We start from the raw sequence: 18954 nt of genomic DNA on the forward strand, positions 1-18954 counted from the left end.
GCGCACCCTACGGGAAGGGCGCCGCTTGCTCCATGCGCACCAGGCTCGTTAACCCGGATCGCGATGATCGGGATAGCGATTATCCACCGCCACGCTGATCGACTCACGGGTGGCGATGTCGATGCCCTCGCTGGCCACCTCGGCGAGAAAGTCGATTTCCTCGGGGGTGATCACGTAGGGCGGCAGGAAATACACCACGCTACCCAGTGGGCGCAGCAGCGCGCCGCGTTCCAACGCGTGCTGGTAAACGCGCAGGCCACGCCGTTCCTGCCAGGGGTAGGCTGTCTTGCTGGCCTTGTCCTGCACCATCTCGATGGCCAGGGCCATGCCGGTCTGGCGCACTTCGGCCACATGCGGGTGTTCGGCCAGGTGCGCGGTGGCACTGGCCATGCGTGCCGCCAGGGCCTTGTTGCGCTCGATCACATTGTCATCACGAAAGATGTCCAGGGTCGCCAGCGCGGCGGCGCAGGCCAGCGGGTTACCGGTGTAGGTATGCGAGTGAAGGAAGGCGCGCAGGGTGGCGTAGTCGTCGTAGAACGCGCTGTAGACCTCATCGGTGGTCAGCACCGCGGCCATCGGCAGGTAACCACCGGTCAGTGCCTTGGACAGCACCAGGAAATCCGGGGTGATGCCGGCCTGCTCGCAGGCGAACATCGTGCCGGTGCGGCCGAAGCCGACGGCAATCTCGTCATGGATCAGGTGCACGCCATAGCGGTCGCAGGCCTCGCGCAAAAGCCTGAGGTAGATCGGGTGGTACATGCGCATGCCGCCGGCGCCCTGGATCAGCGGCTCGACGATCACGGCTGCGACCTCATGATGATGCTCGGCCAGCGTCTGTTCCATATGGGCGAACATGGCGCGTGAGTGTGCCTCCCAGCTCAAGCCTTCGGGGCGCAGGTAGCAGTCCGGGCTGGGCACCTTGAGGGTGTCCAGCAGCAGGGGTTTGTAGGTGTCGGTGAACAGCGACACGTCGCCCACCGACATCGCCGCCACGGTTTCGCCGTGATAGCTATTGCTCAGGGTGACGAAGCGCTTCTTGCTCGCTTGGCCGCCGTTGAGCCAGTAGTGGAAGCTCATCTTCAACGCCACTTCGATGCCTGAGGAACCGTTGTCGGCGTAGAACACCTTGTTAAGGCCTGCCGGGGTGATCTGCACCAGGCGCTCGGAGAGCTCGATGACCGGTTGGTGGGTAAAGCCGGCGAGCATCACGTGCTCGAGGCTGTCCAGCTGCTCGCGAATACGCGCGTTGATGCGCGGGTTGGCGTGGCCGAACACATTGACCCACCAGGAGCTGACCGCGTCCAGGTAGCGCTTGCCGTCGAAGTCCTCCAGCCATACGCCTGAGGCCTTGCGAATCGCCACCAGTGGCAGGCGCTCGTGATCCTTCATCTGGGTGCAGGGGTGCCACAACACGTCGAGGTCGCGTTGCATCCAGTGGTCGTTCAGGCTCATGCGAAATCTCCCAGGGTTCGGCGGCACAGCCTACCAGAAGCCGCCAGTGAGACGTGGTCGCTGCCGCTGGTCTGGTGCAATGCACCGTCGGTTCTGCTGCTAATGAACTCTGCAACGAGCGCGTTGAACTAAACTGGTCGGCGAAAGGAAGCTGAAATGAAAGATCGCATTTCTCGATGTTTCATAGCGAAATTTTCCGCTTTAAATCGATATATTTGTCGTTAGTCTTGCTCGGAACTGAATTAGGGAAGCCTCCCATGCAATGGCGCAATACCTCTGTTCGTTATGGTCTGGTCAGCGTCGTGCTGCATTGGCTGGTGGCGTTGGTCGTGTTCGGTCTGTTCGCCCTCGGCTTCTGGATGGTGGGGCTCAGCTACTACGACCCGTGGCGCCAGAGTGCACCTGACCTGCACAAGAGCATCGGCATCCTGTTGTTTGCCGTGATGTTGCTGCGTGTGTTGTGGCGCCTGTGCAGCCCAGCGCCGGCAGCCCTGGCCAGCCATGGCCGGCTCACACGCCTGGCTTCCAAGCTGGGTCATGGCGTGCTCTATCTCGGTCTGTTCGGTGTGATGGTCTCCGGCTACCTGATTTCCACCGCCGATGGCCGCGGGATCGAGGTGTTTGGCCTGTTCAGCGTACCGGCAACCCTGACCGGCATACCCCAACAGGAAGACATTGCCGGGACGATCCACGAATACCTGGCCTGGGGGCTGGTGATCTTCGCCGGCCTGCATGGCCTGGCCGCTCTCAAACACCATTTCATCGACCGCGACAGCACCCTGCTGCGGATGTTCGGGCGCTGAAGCACTTCATAACCGGGCCAAGGCCCATCTAGATCGACAACCTCGCAAGGAGAACACCCCATGTTGAAGAACGCCCTCGCTGCACTGGTTCTGGGCTCCGCTCTGATCGGCGGCCAGGCCATGGCGGCCGATTACGCCATCGACAAGCAAGGTCAGCACGCCTTCGTCAATTTCAAGATCAGCCACCTGGGCTACAGCTGGCTGTACGGCACCTTCAAGGACTTCGACGGCACGTTCAGCTTCGATGCCGCCAACCCCGAGGCCAGCAAAGTCAACGTGACCCTGAAGACCGCCAGCGTCGACACCAACCATGCCGAACGTGACAAGCACATCCGCAGTGCCGACTTCCTCAATGCGAGCAAGCACGCTACGGCCACCTTCGAATCCACTTCGGTCAAGTCCACTGGCGAAGGCACTGCCGACGTGACCGGCAACCTGACCCTGAACGGCGTGACCAAGCCGGTGGTGATCGCTGCCAAGTTCATTGGCGAAGGCAAGGACCCGTGGGGCGGTTACCGTGCCGGCTTCGAAGGCACCACTACCCTGACGCTGAAGGACTTCGATATCTCCATGGATCTCGGCCCGGCTTCGCAAACCGTCGAGCTGATCATTTCGGTCGAAGGCATTCGTCAGTAAGAAAAGCGGCCGCTTGCGGCCCAGCTGATGACCTTCTCCCATTTAATGGGAGAAGACGACTGCAAGGATGCAGGAGCTAAAGCCGAGGGGGTCCAAAGGGCGGGAGAGGGTTGTTTCAGTTCATCCCCCTCTGCACCATGAAAAACGCCACCCCATGGGGTGGCGTTTTCGTTGGCGCGGCAGCTTACTCTTCGCGGTTACGCGTCAGTAGCGCCGGCTTTTCGCTGCGTGGACGAGTGCTGTTGCTCAGTTCGTCGAGCTGCTCGGCGCTGGGGAAACGATCCAGGCGCGAGCCCTTGTGCACGATGATCGGCTGCTTTTCGCGCGGGTTGCGCACGGCCGCTTCGGCGCGTGGCAGCTCGTCGCGATCCAGCGAGGTGATGCGACCGTCCGCCGGTCGGCCACGGCCACCGCCGTTACGCCCCTGGCCGCCTTGGCGACGATTCTTGCCGGGGTTGCCTGGGTTGCCTGGGTTGCCGCCAGCGTTGCTGCGGGGCTGCCTGTTGTTGCTGTTGGCTCTCTGGCCTTGGCCCTGAGCAGCGCCATTGCCAGCCGACCCACCGCCTGAGCGACGGCCGCGACCTTGTGGCTTGTTCTGCACTGGTACGTAATCGGCACGGTTGCCGAAATTATCGATTTCGTCGTCGAGGAACTCTTCCGGGTCGCGATCTGGAGGCAAGGGTGGAATGGCCGGCGCTGCGCCACGACTCTGGCTGCGCGACTGCTGACCACGGCGGTTCTGGCCCTGACCCTGTTGTTGCGGCTTGGCTTTCTGGTCCTTGCCGCTGTCCTTGCCCTTGTCTCTGCGCCCACCGTTGTTGCGCTCACCCTTGGGTTTGTCGCCGCCCTGGGCGTTCTGCGCCTTGGCTTGCTTCTGCCCGCGCGGCTGGCGCGGTTCGCGGGTTTCCGGGCGCTCGGCCTCGACGGTGCTGGCGTCGAAGCCCAGCAGATCGCCGTCGGGGATCTTCTGCTTGGTCATCCGCTCGATGCTTTTCAGCAGCTTCTCTTCGTCCGGCGCGACCAGCGAGATGGCCTCGCCGCTACGGCCGGCACGGCCAGTACGGCCGATGCGGTGAACGTAGTCTTCCTCGACGTTGGGCAGCTCGAAGTTGACCACATGCGGCAGCTGGTCGATATCCAGGCCGCGTGCGGCGATATCGGTGGCTACCAGGATGCGTACCTGGTTGGCCTTGAAGTCGGCCAGGGCCTTGGTGCGGGCGTTCTGGCTCTTGTTGCCATGGATCGCGGCAGCCGGCAGACCATGCTTGTCGAGGTACTCGGCCAGGCGGTTGGCACCGTGCTTGGTGCGGGTGAACACCAATACCTGTTCCCAGGCGCCCTGGGTGATCAGGTGGGCGAGCAGGGCGCGTTTGTGGCTGGAGGCCAGGCGGAACACGCGCTGTTCGATGCGTTCGACCGTGGTGTTTGGCGGCGTGACCTCGATGCGCTCGGGGTTGTGCAGCAGCTTGCCGGCCAGGTCGGTGATGTCCTTGGAGAAGGTGGCCGAGAACAGCAGGTTCTGGCGCTGTGCCGGCAGTTTGGCCAGCACCTTCTTGACGTCGTGGATGAAGCCCATGTCGAGCATGCGGTCGGCTTCATCGAGCACGAGGATTTCGACATGGGACAGATCGATGGCCTTCTGATTGGCCAGGTCGAGCAGGCGGCCGGGGCAGGCCACGAGAACGTCGACACCCTTGGCCAGGGCCTGGACCTGCGGGTTCATGCCAACGCCGCCGAAAATGCAGGCGCTGACGAATTTCAAATCGCGGGCATAGACCTTGAAGCTCTCATGCACCTGAGCGGCCAGTTCGCGGGTGGGTGTCAGCACCAGCACGCGCGGTTGTTTCGGGCCGTGACGTTGTTCGCGATCCGGATGACCGCCCGGAAACAGGCGTTCGAGGATCGGCAGGGCGAAACCGCCCGTCTTACCTGTACCCGTCTGGGCCGCCACCATGAGATCGCGACCTTGCAACACGGCGGGAATGGCCCGCTGTTGCACCGGAGTGGGCTGGGTGTAGCCGGCGGATTCGACCGCACGGACTAGAGCCTCGGAGAGACCGAGGGAGGCAAAGGACATGAGCAATCCTGTACTAAGTGAGGGCGTGGCCCTGGGGGTGTAGAGCCTGGCTTGAATCACACGTGGGGGGCGTGATCCCGTCCGGTACTGCTGGCTTCTGGGAGCTAGCATCCGGGCGCAAGCCTGGCGGGAAGTCCCGAGTATAACAGAGCTGAGACCTTGTGCAGCTACCAGCCTGTCGGTTGGTTCACGGCCTGAGCCGTTCAGGGTTGGCGTAGCGCTGCTGCAATTCGGCGTAGGCAGGCTCGCGCTTGAAGCGGCGCAGCTCGTCAACGAAGTCCTTGGCCAGATGTGCCAGTGCGGGGTCGTGGCGCAGTGCCAGGTACATGCGGTCATGGCCGACCGCTTTGCGGTTGTAATCGACCTGTTGTTGCAAGCCCAACTGCGTCGTCAGATAGAGGCCGGCGCGACGGTCATTGATGACCAGGTCGACGCGGTGGCGGATCAGTTTGCCCAGATTGGCCTCGTGAGTCGGAGCCTCTTCGCGACTGAACAAGGGCGAGTTGCGGAAGGTTTCGTCGTTGTACCAGTAGCCCGGCGAGATGCCGATCACCAGGTCGCGCAGGTCTTCCAGGCTCTCATAGGGGTAGGGGCGGTTACGTGCGTAGAACAGCACGAGTTCGACGTCACTCAGCGGCTCTTCGACGAAGAGCATGCTCGCCTCGCGCTCGGGCAGATGGAAAATATCCAGAATGCCGTCCGCATTGCCCAGTTCCAGCTCCAGCAGGCAGCGCTTCCAGGGCAGGAACTGCAGGTCCAGCTTTACTCCCAGGCGCTGCAGCACCTCGCGGGTGATCTCGTAGTCGAGGCCAGCGGCCTGGCCGTCTTCCTCGTAGACGTAGGGCGCCCAGGCATCTGTGACCAGGCGCAGTGTTTCGCCGCGGGCGGCGAAAGCGCAACAGCACAGCAAAAGGGTGGCGATAATCTGGCGCTGGAATAATGGCATTGCGCCAGATTAGCGATTTTGCGGGTGCCGTGAAAGTGCGTCTTGTGCAGCTTTAGTCGACTACCCGATAGCAGGGCTCATAGGCACTGCCACCCGGCAGCTTCATGCGGTGCTGTTCGACGAAGGCCTGCAGCAGGCGATCCAGCGGGCGCATGATGGTGGTTTCGCCGCGAATCTCGTAGGGACCATGTTCCTCGATCAGGCGGATGCCGTTTTCCTTGACGTTGCCCGCAACGATGCCGGAGAACGCGCGACGCAGGTTGGCGGCCAGGTGATGCAGCGGCTGCTCGCGGGTGAGGTTGAGGCTGGCCATCGCTTCGTGGGTCGGTTCGAAGGGGTGCTGGAAACTTTCGTCGATCTTCAGCAGCCAGTTGAAGTGGAAGGCGTCATTGCGCTCACGGCGGAACTGGCGCACGGCTTTGATGCCGACGGCCATCTCGCGGGCGACTTCGGCCGGGTCGTTGACGATCATGCGATAGCGCTGCTGTGCGGCCTCACCGAGAGTCGCCCCGATGAAGTCATGCAGCTGCTGCAGATACGGTCCGGCGCTCTTCGGGCCGGTCAGTATGACCGGGAAGGGCAGGTCCTGGTTGTCCGGGTGGGTGAGGATACCCAGCAGGTAGAGGAACTCTTCGGCCGTGCCAGCGCCGCCGGGGAAGATGATGATGCCGTGGCCGACGCGGACGAAGGCTTCCAGGCGCTTCTCGATGTCCGGCAGGATCACCAGCTCGTTGACGATCGGATTCGGCGCTTCGGCGGCAATGATGCCCGGCTCGGTCAGGCCCAGGTAGCGGCCCTTGAGGTTGCGCTGCTTGGCGTGGCTGATGGTGGCACCCTTCATCGGCCCCTTCATCACGCCCGGGCCGCAACCGGTGCAGATGTCCAGGCCGCGTAGACCGAGCTCGTGGCCGACCTTCTTGGTGTACTTGTATTCCTCGGTGCTGATCGAGTGGCCGCCCCAGCACACCACCATCTTCGGCTCTACGCCGCTACGCAGGGTCTGGGCGTTGCGCAGCAGGTGGAAGACGTAATCGGTGATGCCTTCGGAGCTGTCCAGGTCGATGCGCTTGTTCTCCAGCTCACTCTGCGTGTAGACGATGTCGCGCAGGGCGCTGAACAGCATCTCGCGGGTGCTGGCGATCATCTCGCCATCGACGAAGGCGTCGGCCGGCGCGTTGATCAGCTCCAGGCGGATGCCGCGATCCTGCTGGTGAATCTTCACTTCGAAGTCCGGGTAGGCCTCGAGGATGGTCTTGGCATTGTCGCTGTGCGAGCCGGTGTTGAGGATCGCCAGTGCGCACTGGCGGAACAGGCGATAAACGCTACCGGAGCCGGTTTCGCGCAGTTGCTGCACTTCGCGCTGCGAGAGGGTTTCCAGGCTGCCCTTGGGGCTGACTGAGGCGTTGATCTTGGTGCGTTTGAGCATGAGGGGCGATCCTTCGGCGGCAAGGCGGGAGGGCGAAGCGAGCAGGCTGCCCAGGATGGGCAGCCTGTGAGTAAGCGGCCTGCTAACGCGGCAGCTTGAGATTGTTCCAGATGGCCAGGCTGGGGCCGGCCAGGTTCATGCTGTAGAAGTGCAGGCCGGGCGCGCCGCCTTGCAGCAGGCGTTCGCACATCTCGGTGATGACCTGCTCGCCGAAGGCGCGAATGCTGTCGGCATCGTCGCCGTAGGCTTCCAGTTGCTTGCGTACCCAGCGTGGGATTTCCGCACCGCAGGCGTCGGAGAAGCGCGCCAGCTTGCTGTAGTTGGTGATCGGCATGATGCCCGGCACCACCGGAATGTCCACGCCCAGTTTCTGCACGCGCTCGACGAAGTAAAAGTAGCTGTCGGCGTTGAAGAAGTACTGAGTGATGGCGCTGTCGGCGCCGGCCTTGGACTTGCGCACGAAGTTGGCGATGTCGTCCTCGAAGTTGCGCGCCTGCGGGTGCATCTCCGGGTAGGCGGCGATTTCGATATGGAAGTGATCACCGGTTTCAGTGCGAATGAACTCGACCAGTTCATTGGCGTAGCGCAGCTCGCCGCTGGCCATGCCCATGCCGGATGGCAGGTCACCGCGCAGGGCAACGATGCGCTTGATGCCGGCATTCTTGTACAGGTTCAGCAGCTCGCGCAGTTCGGCCTTGCTGTCACCCACGCAGGACAGGTGCGGGGCGGTGGGCACCTTGATCTCGCCATCGAGCTGCAGCACGGTGTTGAGGGTTCGGTCGCGGGTCGAACCGCCGGCGCCGTAAGTGCAGGAGAAGAAATCAGGGTTGTAGGTCGCCAGCTGGCGCGCCACGTCCATCAGTTTTTCATGCCCGGCTTCGGTCTTGGTGGGGAAGAACTCGAAGCTGTAGCGGCGTTCTTGGCTCATAGGGTTTCTAGCCTTGGAGACGTAGGGTGGATGGCGTTTTTCCATCCACCTTGCGGGAAGTCGGCGGTGGATAAGCCAGGGGCTTACCCACCCTACGCATTAGTAGCGGTAGGCGTCCGGCTTGAACGGGCCTTCCACGGTCACGCCGATGTACTCGGCCTGCTGCTTGGTCAGCTGGGTGACCACGCCGCCGAAGCCCTTGACCATTTCCAGCGCCACTTCTTCGTCGAGCTTCTTCGGCAGTACTTCTACGGTCAGACGCTCGGCCTTCTTCTCGGCCGGCAGGTCGGCGAACTTCTGTTCGAACAGGAATATCTGCGCCAGCACCTGGTTGGCGAACGAACCGTCCATGATCCGGCTCGGGTGGCCAGTGGCGTTGCCCAGGTTCACCAGACGGCCCTCGGCCAGCAGAATCAGGTAGTCGTCGTTGGTCGGATCGAAGGTGCCGGCACCGGTACGGTGGATCTTGTGCACCTGCGGCTTGACCTCTTCCCACGCCCAGTTCTTGCGCATGAAGGCGGTGTCGATCTCGTTGTCGAAGTGGCCGATGTTGCACACCACGGCACGCTTCTTCAGCGCCTTGAGCATGCCGGCGTCGCAGACGTTGACGTTACCGGTGGTGGTGACGATCAGGTCGATCTTGCCCAGCAGCGCAGCGTCAACGCTGGCCTCGGTGCCGTCGTTGATGCCGTTCTTGTACGGCGAAACCAGTTCGAAGCCGTCCATGCAGGCCTGCATGGCGCAGATCGGGTCGATCTCGGAAACCTTGACGATCATGCCTTCCTGACGCAGCGACTGCGCCGAGCCCTTGCCCACGTCACCGTAGCCGATGACCAGCGCCTGCTTGCCCGACAGCAGGTGGTCGGTGCCGCGTTTGATGGCGTCGTTGAGGCTGTGGCGGCAGCCGTACTTGTTGTCGTTCTTGCTCTTGGTGACCGCGTCGTTGACGTTGATCGCCGGGACTTTCAGGGTGCCGGCCTTGAGCATGTCGAGCAGACGGTGCACACCGGTGGTGGTCTCTTCGGTGACGCCGTGGATGCGCTCGAGCATCTGCGGGTATTTCTTGTGCAGGATCTCGGTCAGGTCACCGCCGTCGTCCAGCACCATGTTGGCGTCCCACGGCTTACCGTCCTTGAGGATGGTCTGCTCGATGCACCACTCGTACTCTTCTTCGGTTTCGCCCTTCCAGGCGAACACCGGGATACCGGCAGCGGCGATGGCGGCAGCGGCCTGATCCTGGGTGGAGAAGATGTTGCAGGAGGACCAGCGTACTTCGGCGCCCAGGGCGGTCAGCGTCTCGATCAGCACGCCGGTCTGGATGGTCATGTGGATGCAGCCGAGGATCTTGGCGCCTTTCAGCGGCTGGCTGGCGGCGTACTTGCGGCGCAGGCCCATCAGTGCCGGCATCTCGGATTCGGCGATGATCAGCTCTTTGCGGCCCCAATCGGCCAGGGAAATGTCGGCGACTTTGAAATCGTTAAAAGCAGCGCTCATGAAAGCTCTCCATTCGTTGTCTGCGAATGGGCGCCGTTGATGCGTATGGTTAACGCCCCATCCGAGCCTGACAAACCGGTGTCGACCGGCCTGCTGCAGCGCCCCTCGGACAGGTGGCGGGAGCGACCGGAGCTGTGCCGGTCGTTTGAAGCTGGCGGATTATAGCTGCGTGCGGCGTGCAGCCCAAGGCTTTCCGTCGCCCCGTCGGCATCGCCAGTGGTAGCCTTGGCATGTCTAGTCGCAACGGATCGGCCATGGCCAACCACAAAATCGAAATTCGCCGTCGCAACGTCAAGAAAATTCTCCTGGCCGCTGAAAAGGTCTTCGCCGAGAAAGGCTACGGCGGCACTGCCATGGCCGATATCGCCGAGCAGGCCGAATTGCCGCGCTCCAACCTGCACTACTACTTCAGTACCAAGGACGAGCTGTATCGCGCCGTATTGCTCGATTTGCTCGAAGTCTGGAAACAGGACGCCCAGTGTTTCGAGGTGTTCGATGACCCGCGTGTGGTGCTGAGCAGCTACATTCGCGCCAAGATGAACCACTCGCGCAGTCGGCCGTATGGTTCAAAGGTCTGGGCCAACGAGATTATCCATGGCGCGCCGGTGCTCGGTGTCACCCTCGACGAGGGCCTGTACGACTGGGCGAAGATGAAAGAGGCGAAGATCCGCCAGTGGGTCGAGGGCAAGCGCATCCTGGCTGTCGAACCCTCGGCTTTGCTCTACATGATCTGGGCCTCGACCCAGCATTACGCCGACTTCAGCCATCAGGTGGCGGTGCTCAACGAGCACCAGGCGCTCTCCGAGCCGCAATTCGAGCGAGCGGTGCAGACGGTGACCAGTGTGATCTTGCGCGGGATCGGGCTGGAGCCCTGATCGCAGTCGCTGCTTGTCGCGGCTAAAACGGATCGCCGCCCGGCCCCTCCCACAAGAGCACTACTATCTTGTGGGAGGGGCTTTAGCCGCGAACTGCTTTAGCCGTGAGCTATTTTCAACTGGCCGCGCGATACGGATTGCGCGGGTCGTGGTTCCAGTCGAGGAAGGGCTTGCCGGTGTCCTGAGCCACCATCTCGATGCAGTCCTGCACCGGGCAGGTGATCTGGCACAGGTTGCAGCCCACACACTCTTCGTCGATCACCTCGTACTTATGCGTGCCGTCGGCCTGGGTCAGGCTGGCGATGGCCTGGTGCGAGGTGTCTTCGCAGGCGATATGGCAGCGGCCGCAGCCGATGCAGGCGTCCTGGTCGATTTTGGCGATCACCTGGTAGTTGATGTCCAGGTACTTCCAGTCGGTGGTATTGCCCACCGCGCGCCCGGAGAAGTCCGCAAGGCTCTGGTAGCCCTGGCTGTCCATCCAGCGCGACAGGCTGTCCTTCATCTCCTCGACGATGCGAAAGCCATGCAGCATGGCCGCCGTACACACCTGCACCGCGCCACAACCCAGTGCGACGAACTCCGCCGCGTCGCGCCAGCTACCAATGCCACCGATGCCGCAGATCGGCAGGCCACGGGTTTCCGGATCGCGGGCGATCTCGGCGACCATATTCAGGGCAATGGGTTTGACCGCCGAGCCGCAGTAGCCGCCGTGGGTGCTCTGCGTGCCGACGATGGGGAGAGCGACCATGCGCTCCAGGTCGATGCTGGTGATCGAGTTGATGGTGTTGATCAGCGACACCGCATCGGCGCCGCCACGATGGGCGGCGCGCGCCGAGGTGCGAATGTCGGTGATGTTCGGCGTCAGCTTGACGATCACCGGCAGCGAGCAATAGGTCTTGCACCAGCGGGTGACCATCTCCACGTATTCCGGCACCTGGCCGACCGCCGCGCCCATGCCGCGCTCGGGCATGCCGTGAGGGCAGCCGAAGTTCAGTTCGATGCCGTCGCAGCCGGTGGCTTCCACCAGCGGCAGGATGGCTTTCCAGGATTCCTCGACGCAGGGCACCATCAAGGAAACGATCAGCGCGCGGTCCGGCCAGTCCTTCTTCACCTGGGTGATTTCGCGCAGGTTGATCTCCAGCGAGCGGTCGGTGATCAGCTCGATGTTATTGATCCCGAGGACGCTCCTGTCAGCGCCGAAGTGCGCCGAGTAGCGCGACGACACGTTGACCGCCGCCGGGTCTTCGCCAAGGGTCTTCCAGACCACGCCGCCCCAGCCGGCCTCGAAGGCGCGGACCACGTTGTAGGCCTTGTCGGTGGGCGGCGCGCTGGCCAGCCAGAAGGGGTTGGGTGCCTTGATACCGGCGAATTCGATGGATAGATCGGCCATTTATGCGGCCTCCACATTGAGCAGCAGATGAGAGTGGATGGCCTCGGCGGCCAGCTTACCGTGTTGCACGGCCTGCACGGTGAGGTCCTGGCCGAGGGCGGTGCAGTCGCCGCCGGCATAGATGCCGGGCACGCTGGTTTGCAGCTGGGCGTCGACCCAGATGCGTTCGCCCTCGCGCTTCAGTTCGCGGGCCAGCGGGTCGCTCAGGGCAGAACCGTCGAAGGCCTGGCCGATGGCGGTGAAGATGGCGTCGGCGGCCAGCTCGAAGGTTTGCCCGGTGCTGTGCAGGCGGCCGTTCTCCAGGCGCGTGCGGGCGAAGCGCATGCCGCGTACCTGGCCCTGGTCGTTCAACAGCACCGCGTCCGGTTGTGCCCAGGTCAGCAGGCGTACCTGATTGGCCTTGGCGATGTGTTGTTCGTGCTCGGTGGCGCCCATTTCCTCGAAGCCACGGCGATAGACCAGATTGACGTCGCGGGCACCGAGCTTGCTCATCTGCACGGCCATATCGATGGCGGTATTGCCGGCACCGAGCACGATGCAGCGCTCGGCCAGGGGCAACTGGGTCAGGTCATCGCTCTGGCGTAATTCGCGGATGTAGTCGGTGGCGGCGAGCAAGCCCGGCGCCTCCTCGTCTGGCAGGCCGAGGCGCTTGCTGGCGGCCAGGCCGATGCCGAGGAAGATAGCGTCGAATTGCTGGTGCAGTTCGCTCAGGCTGAGGTCGTCGCCCAGTTTGTGGCCGTGGCGGATCTCGATGCCGCCGATCTGCAGCAGGAACTCCACTTCGCGCTGGGCGAAGTCATCCACCAGCTTGTACTTGGCGATGCCGTATTCATTGAGGCCGCCCGCTTTCTCGCGGGCCTCGAAGATCACCACTTCATGGCCGTGCATGGCCAGGCGGTGGGCACAGGACAAGCCCGCCGGCCCTGCGCCGACCACGGCGATGCGCTTGCCACTGGCCGGCGCGCGCTGGAACGGGTGCTCGCTGAACTGCGCGTTGTCGATGGCATAGCGTTGCAGCAGGCCGATCAGCACGGGCGCGCATTCCTCGGCGTTGTTACGCACGCAGGCCTGCTGGCAGAGGATTTCCGTCGGGCAGACACGGGCGCAGCTGCCACCGAGGATATTGGCCGAGAGAATCTTCTCGGCCGCGCCCTGAACGTTTTCATGGCTGATATTGCGGATAAACGAGGGGATGTCGATCTCGCTGGGGCAGGCGTTAACGCAGGGCGCGTCGTAGCAATACAGGCATCGAGCGCTTTCCAGGGCGGCCTGGCGAGCGGTGAGTGGTGGGGCCAGATCGCTGAAACGATCGGCCAGTTCGGCCGCCCCGGCATCCGGTCGCGGCAAATGGCTGAGGGTGTCTATCACGGTTATTGCCTCACGGTTTTGTGGCTTTTATTCGGCAGTTAACAGCGGATAAGCGGCCGTCCGGCCTCTGCGGGCCGGTGTGGCGGAATGGGTTGCGGCGGCGGCCGGGCTGTGTGGGAGGGCCCGGGTGGCCCCAGATTCTGTCTCAGCGCTCGACTGCAACCGGCCGGCTGTGCTCGGCGCGTTTGCTCAGCAGGTCGAACACCGCCGGGTAGGCCGGGCGCTCGACATAACGGCCGGCACCGCGTTCGGCGCGCAGGTCGCCATCGACCCAGACCAGCTTGCCAGCGCTGATGGTGTGGCTGGGCACGCCACGCACGGTCTTGCCTTCGAAGATGTTGAAGTCAACCTGCTGGTGATGGGTCTTGGCCGAGATAGTCCGTGTGCCTTGCGGGTCCCACAGGACCAGGTCGGCATCGGCGCCGACCTGCAGCGCGCCTTTGCGCGGGTAGAGGTTGAAGATCTTCGCGGTGTTGGTACTGGTCAGCGTGACGAAGTCATTGATCGACAGCTTGCCGCTGCCCACCCCTTCATCCCAGAGCACCGCCATACGGTCCTCAATCCCTGCCGTGCCGTTGGGGATCTTGCTGAAATCATCGCGCCCGGCGGCCTTTTGTTCGGCGCAGAAGCAGCAGTGGTCGGTGGCGGTGGTGTGCAGGTTGCCCGACTGCAGGCCGCGCCATAGTGCCTGCTGATGCCCGCGCGGGCGGAACGGCGGACTCATCACGTAGCCGGCGGCGGTTTGCCAGTCGGGGTGGCGGTACACGCTGTCGTCCAGCAGCAGATGGCCGGCCAGCACCTCGCCGTACACCGGCTGACCCTTGGCGCGGGCGTAGGTGATTTCGTCCAGGGCTTCCTGGGTCGAAACGTGCACCAGATACAGCGGCGTACCCAGCGTCTCGGCGATGCGGATGGCACGGCTGGCGGCTTCGCCTTCGACCTGCGAGGGTCGCGACAGCGGGTGCGCTTCCGGCCCGGTCAGGCCCTGGGCCAGGAGTTTCTGTTGCAGGTGATAGACCAGCTCGCCGTTCTCGGCGTGCACGGTGGGTACCGCGCCCAGTTCGAGGCAGCGTTCGAAGCTCGCCACCAGGGTGTCGTCGGCGGCCATGATGGCGTTCTTGTAGGCCATGAAGTGCTTGAAGCTGTTGACCCCGAACTTCGCCACCAGCTCGCCCATCTCGGCGGCGACCTGCTCGCTCCACCAGGTGATGGCGACATGGAAGCCGTAGTCGGACGCGGACTTTTCCGCCCAGCCGCGCCAGGTATGGAAGGCTTCGAGCAAGGATTGCTGCGGGTTGGGAATCACGAAATCGATGATCGAGGTGGTGCCGCCGGCCAGGCCTGCGGCGGTGCCGCTGAAGAAGTCCTCGCTGGCCACCGTGCCCATGAAGGGCAATTGCATATGGGTGTGCGGGTCGATGCCGCCGGGCATCAGGTACTGGCCGCTGCCGTCGAGCACCTGACAGCCTGCGGGGGCGTCGAGGTTGTCGCCAATGGCCTGGACCAGGCCGTCTGCGCAGAGCACATCGGCGCGGTAGCTTTGCTCATGGGTGACCAGGGTGGCGCCACGGATCAACAGCGACATGGTGGGTTCCTCGCAGGCTGGCCGATGCGTGTCGGCTCTTGGCTTTCTGGTGCTGACGAGGGCCAATATCAATTCCTGTCAGCAGTGACAGGAACTGAATCTAGTTGCAGTAATCGGATTGGGCAAGATTATTTTTTGATCAGTTTTTGTTTGATTAAGTTATTGAAAATTAACAATAAAAAATAAGAATCACCAAAATGGTGAGGGTTCTCACCATTTTGACGCACTTGACAGAATGCCAATATGGTCAAGATTTCTCATGGAAAATCAGCCGCTTGTGCCCTGGCATGGCGCGGCCTTGGGCGGCGAAAAAAAATCGCTTGCACCAGTTTGAATCCTGACTGACAGGACAAGCCGTTCCGAGTTGGTCTATGGCGTCTGCTGGCGACGTCTGTGGGTTTAGATAAAACGTTTTCAGATCAGATGCTTAATGTGTTCAAGCAGGCAGGATGCAGGCCCCGCCGGGGAATGCGGCACGCTTATTGAGTGGCGCTGCCCCCGTGCTGGCCGGCTCCTGAACTCCGGCCATCGAATTAGCCCGATGCGCTAACAATCAGAAAAATACTGGAGAGGCCCATGCAACAGAGCAGATCGGAAGTGACCGAGCGGGAGGGCTTGTATGAGCTGAACGCCGGCAGCGACGTACTCGACAGCGCGCGCTACAACCATGACATCGCCCCGACCAAGGTGCATCAGCGAACCTGGAACAAGTGGCATATCACCGCGCTGTGGGTCGGCATGTCGATCTGCGTGCCGACCTACACCCTGGGCGGCGTGCTCACCGCCTACTTCGGCCTGTCGGTGGGCGAGGCGCTGCTGGCGATCCTGCTGGCCAACGTGGTGGTGCTGGTGCCGCTGACCCTCAACGCCTTTGCCGGCACCAAGTACGGCATTCCCTTTCCGGTATTGCTGCGTTCCTCGTTCGGCATACTCGGCTCCAACGTGCCCTGTCTGATCCGCGCCGTGGTGGCCTGCGGCTGGTTCGGTATTCAGACCATGTTCGGCGGCCTGGCGATTCACTTGCTGCTGGGTTCTATCTTCGAGGGTTGGAAGGCGCTCGGCGGCACCGGCGAGGTGATCGGTTTCATGATCTTCTGGGTACTCAACCTGTGGATCGTGCTGCGCGGCGCCGAGTCGATCAAGTGGTTGGAAACCTTGTCCGCGCCGCTGCTGGTGCTGGTCGGTGCCGGTCTGCTGGTGTGGGCGTTGCCCAACGTGTCGATGAGCGAGTTGCTGGCGCAGCCGGCCAATCGCCCCGAGGGTGCCAGCGTCACCGGTTACTTTCTCGCCGGACTGACTGCCATGGTCGGCTTCTGGGCCACGCTGTCGCTGAACATTCCGGACTTCAGCCGCTATGCGAAGAGCCAGAAAGACCAGATTCTCGGGCAGATCTTCGGTCTACCGCTGACCATGTTCCTCTTCGCTGCTCTCGGTGTGGTGATGACTGCCGCCTCGGAAGGTCTGGTGGGGCAGACGGTGTCCGACCCGGTCAGCCTGATCGGTCATATCCAGAGCCCTGGCTGGGTCGCTCTGGCCATGGCGCTGATCATCGTCGCCACGCTGTCGACCAACACGGCGGCGAACATCGTTTCGCCGACCAATGATTTCCAGAACATCGCCCCCAAGCTGATCGACCGCACCAAGGCGGTGATCCTCACCGGCCTGATCGGCCTGGGGCTGATGGGTCATGAGCTGCTGAAAAAGCTAGGGCTGCTGGTCTCCGAACTGAGCCTGGAGAGCGTGTACTCCAACTGGCTGCTGGGTTACTCCAGCCTGCTCGGGCCGATTGCCGGGATCATGGTGGTCGACTACTTCCTGATCAAGAAACAGCAACTGGACCTGGCCGGGTTGTACCGCGATGACGTCTATCCGGCCTGGAACTGGATCGGTTTCGCCGCCTTCGCCGTGCCGGTGGCCCTGACCCTGCTGTCACTGGGCAGTAGCGCCTTCAGCTGGTTCTACGACTACGGCTGGTTTACCGGCTCCTTCCTGGGTGGCCTGATCTATTTCGGCTTGTGCAGCCTGCGAAGCGCGCAGCCAGTGGTGGCCAAGGCACCGGTGTAGGAGCGGGCTTGCCCGCGAAGCGATCCAGCAGACGCGCCCCGCGTCACAGACAACCAGAGAGGCCGAGGAAATGACCATGAACACTGCCACCGAGGTTCTGCAATCCAACCAGCCGCACGTCAACGGCGAGCGCCTGTGGCAATCGCTGATGGAGTTGGCGCAGCTCGGCGCCACCGTCAAGGGCGGGGTCTGTCGTCTGGCGCTGACCGACCTCGACCGCCAGGCGCGCGACCTCTTCGTGCGCTGGTGCGAGGAGGCCGGCTGCACTGTCACTGTCGATGGCGTCGGCAATATCTTCGCCCGCCGCCCCGGGCGCAACGCGGCACTGCCACCGGTGATGACCGGCAGCCATATCGACACCCAGCCCACCGGCGGCAAGTTCGACGGCTGCTTCGGCGTATTGGCCGGCGTCGAGGTGTTGCGCACCCTCAACGACCTGGGCATACAGACCGAAGCGCCGCTGGAAGTGGTGGTGTGGACCAACGAGGAAGGCTCGCGCTTCGCCCCGTGCATGATGGGTTCCGGGGTGTTCGCCGAGAAGTTCACCCTGGAGGAAACCCTGGCCAAGCGCGACGCCGAAGGCATCAGCGTCGGCGAGGCGCTGAACGCCATCGGCTACGCCGGCAGTCGTGCGGTGAACGGTCATGCGGTGGGCGCCTATTTCGAGGCGCATATCGAGCAGGGGCCGATTCTCGAAGATCAGGGCAAGACCATCGGAGTGGTGCTCGGCGCGCTCGGGCAGAAGTGGTTCGACCTCACTCTAAAGGGTGTCGAGGCCCACGCCGGGCCAACACCGATGCACCTGCGCAAGGATGCGGTGGTCGGCGCCGCAGCGGTGGTTGCGGCAGTCAATCGGGTGGCGCTGGAGCATCAACCCCATGCCTGTGGCACGGTCGGTTGTCTGCAGGCCTACCCCGGTTCGCGCAACGTGATTCCCGGCGAAGTGCGTATGACCCTGGACTTCCGCCATCTTGAGCCGGAGCGCCTGGATTCGATGATCGAGGCGGTGCGTGGTGTGATCGAAGCGACCTGCGCCAAGCACGGCCTGAGTTTCGAGCTGACGCCGACCGCGGACTTCCCGCCGCTGTATTTCGACCAGGGCTGCGTCGAGGCGGTGCGCGGTGCGGCCGCCGGGTTGGGTTTGTCGCATATGGATATCGTCAGTGGCGCCGGGCATGACGCGATCTTCCTCGCCGAGCTGGGCCCGGCCGGGATGATTTTCGTGCCGTGCGAGGGCGGCATCAGCCACAACGAAATCGAGAATGCCGCGCCGGCGGACCTGGCCGCCGGCTGCGCGGTGCTGTTGCGCGCGATGCTCGCTGCCTCCGTGGCACTGGCAGAGGGCAAGCTGGCAGCATGATTGGCCGAATCGCCATCGACTTGGGCGGTGGCAGTCATGGACGCCCGTGCCTGCTCGGGACAAGCTGCGCACTCCATTACCGAGCTGCGGAGCTTCCATGACCCTCGCCTACTGGTGCGTGCTGATTGCCATCTTCCTGCCCTACCTGGGCACCGCCACTGCCAAGTTTCTTGGCCCCGGCTACGGACCGCGCGCCAATCAGGATCCGCGCGCGTTCCTGAGTACCCTGGACGGCTGGCGCAAGCGCGCCAACAACGCCCAGCTCAACGGCTTCGAGGTGACCCCGGCGTTCGCCGCAGCGGTGATCATTGCCCACCAGGCCGGCGGTGCCGAGCAGGCGCTGCTCGACCAGTTGGCCGTGGCATTCATCGTCAGCCGCGTGCTGTATTTCATCTGCTATCTGGCTGGCTGGGGGCCGGTGCGCTCGCTGGTGTGGTTCGCCGGGATGGGGCTGATCGCGGCGCTGTTCGTGGTGTCTGCCTAGTCGATATCTGCAGCTGACTGTGACGATGGGCTAGAAAGGCGCGTGACTGATCAGTCATTGCTCCGT

General features: G+C 63.2%; 15 protein-coding genes and 1 riboswitch. Of the genes, 6 read left to right on the plus strand and 9 right to left on the minus strand.

Features of this window, described 5'->3' with window-relative positions; genetic code table 11:
• Nucleotides 1–48: 48 nt before the first annotated feature.
• A complete protein-coding gene (locus JWV26_RS12795) occupies nucleotides 49–1452 on the minus strand; it encodes an adenosylmethionine--8-amino-7-oxononanoate transaminase (protein ID WP_206417008.1) in 1404 nt (467 codons plus the stop codon).
• 257 nt (nucleotides 1453–1709) lie between these two features.
• Here JWV26_RS12795 and JWV26_RS12800 point away from each other — a divergent pair, with 257 nt between their 5' ends.
• Entirely contained in the window at nucleotides 1710–2255 is a 546-nt protein-coding gene (locus JWV26_RS12800) for a cytochrome b (RefSeq protein WP_072423448.1), read from the plus strand.
• Nucleotides 2256–2315: 60 nt separating this feature from the next.
• A complete protein-coding gene (locus tag JWV26_RS12805) occupies nucleotides 2316–2891 on the plus strand; it encodes a YceI family protein (protein ID WP_072423447.1) in 576 nt (191 codons plus the stop codon).
• A gap of 184 nt (nucleotides 2892–3075) precedes the next feature.
• Here JWV26_RS12805 and JWV26_RS12810 read toward each other — a convergent pair whose 3' ends face one another.
• The 5 genes from JWV26_RS12810 to ahcY all read right to left on the minus strand — a co-directional run bounded on the left by JWV26_RS12810 (nucleotide 3076) and on the right by ahcY (nucleotide 9762).
• Nucleotides 3076–4968: an RNA helicase RhlE2 gene (locus tag JWV26_RS12810; protein ID WP_206417009.1), complete on the minus strand. Its 1893-nt coding sequence runs from the start codon at nucleotides 4966–4968 to the stop codon at nucleotides 3076–3078.
• A gap of 187 nt (nucleotides 4969–5155) precedes the next feature.
• Nucleotides 5156–5914, minus strand: coding sequence for a substrate-binding periplasmic protein (locus JWV26_RS12815; RefSeq protein WP_072423445.1), 759 nt, complete (start codon nucleotides 5912–5914; stop codon nucleotides 5156–5158).
• 52 nt (nucleotides 5915–5966) lie between these two features.
• Nucleotides 5967–7340: a nucleotide 5'-monophosphate nucleosidase PpnN gene (gene ppnN / locus JWV26_RS12820; protein ID WP_017678447.1), complete on the minus strand. Its 1374-nt coding sequence runs from the start codon at nucleotides 7338–7340 to the stop codon at nucleotides 5967–5969.
• 82 nt (nucleotides 7341–7422) lie between these two features.
• The gene (metF, locus tag JWV26_RS12825; protein ID WP_196457748.1) at nucleotides 7423–8268 is read right to left on the minus strand and encodes a methylenetetrahydrofolate reductase [NAD(P)H]; all 846 of its coding nucleotides are present in this window, start codon (nucleotides 8266–8268) and stop codon (nucleotides 7423–7425) included.
• 99 nt (nucleotides 8269–8367) lie between these two features.
• Entirely contained in the window at nucleotides 8368–9762 is a 1395-nt protein-coding gene (gene ahcY / locus JWV26_RS12830; RefSeq protein ID WP_072423443.1) for an adenosylhomocysteinase, read from the minus strand.
• A 21-nt stretch (nucleotides 9763–9783) separates the two neighbouring features.
• A riboswitch (S-adenosyl-L-homocysteine riboswitch) is annotated at nucleotides 9784–9875 on the minus strand.
• 141 nt (nucleotides 9876–10016) lie between these two features.
• On the opposite strand from ahcY, the gene JWV26_RS12835 reads away from it, so the two are divergent.
• A complete protein-coding gene (locus JWV26_RS12835; RefSeq protein ID WP_003458822.1) occupies nucleotides 10017–10637 on the plus strand; it encodes a TetR/AcrR family transcriptional regulator in 621 nt (206 codons plus the stop codon).
• 115 nt (nucleotides 10638–10752) lie between these two features.
• On the opposite strand, the gene preA is transcribed toward JWV26_RS12835, so the two are convergent.
• The 3 genes from preA to hydA form a co-directional block, all read right to left on the minus strand.
• Nucleotides 10753–12027: an NAD-dependent dihydropyrimidine dehydrogenase subunit PreA gene (preA, locus tag JWV26_RS12840; RefSeq protein WP_196457746.1), complete on the minus strand. Its 1275-nt coding sequence runs from the start codon at nucleotides 12025–12027 to the stop codon at nucleotides 10753–10755.
• Nucleotides 12028–13401, minus strand: a complete 1374-nt coding sequence (locus tag JWV26_RS12845) for an NAD(P)-dependent oxidoreductase (RefSeq protein ID WP_420890299.1) — start codon at nucleotides 13399–13401, stop codon at nucleotides 12028–12030.
• Nucleotides 13402–13540: 139 nt separating this feature from the next.
• On the minus strand, nucleotides 13541–14980 hold the full coding sequence (gene hydA, locus JWV26_RS12850) for a dihydropyrimidinase (RefSeq protein ID WP_206417011.1): 1440 nt from the start codon (nucleotides 14978–14980) through the stop codon (nucleotides 13541–13543).
• Between the two features lie 576 nt (nucleotides 14981–15556).
• On the opposite strand from hydA, the gene JWV26_RS12855 reads away from it, so the two are divergent.
• The 3 genes from JWV26_RS12855 to JWV26_RS12865 all read left to right on the plus strand — a co-directional run bounded on the left by JWV26_RS12855 (nucleotide 15557) and on the right by JWV26_RS12865 (nucleotide 18888).
• Nucleotides 15557–17044, plus strand: a complete 1488-nt coding sequence (locus JWV26_RS12855) for an NCS1 family nucleobase:cation symporter-1 (RefSeq protein ID WP_196457740.1) — start codon at nucleotides 15557–15559, stop codon at nucleotides 17042–17044.
• A 76-nt stretch (nucleotides 17045–17120) separates the two neighbouring features.
• Complete coding sequence (locus tag JWV26_RS12860) at nucleotides 17121–18404, plus strand: Zn-dependent hydrolase (protein WP_196457737.1); 1284 nt, start codon at nucleotides 17121–17123, stop codon at nucleotides 18402–18404.
• Between the two features lie 97 nt (nucleotides 18405–18501).
• Nucleotides 18502–18888: an MAPEG family protein gene (locus JWV26_RS12865; protein WP_206417012.1), complete on the plus strand. Its 387-nt coding sequence runs from the start codon at nucleotides 18502–18504 to the stop codon at nucleotides 18886–18888.
• The last annotated feature ends 66 nt before the right edge of the window (nucleotides 18889–18954 follow it).

This window comes from Ectopseudomonas toyotomiensis (assembly GCF_017167985.1).
In the GTDB taxonomy this organism is placed as follows: domain Bacteria; phylum Pseudomonadota; class Gammaproteobacteria; order Pseudomonadales; family Pseudomonadaceae; genus Aquipseudomonas; species Aquipseudomonas toyotomiensis.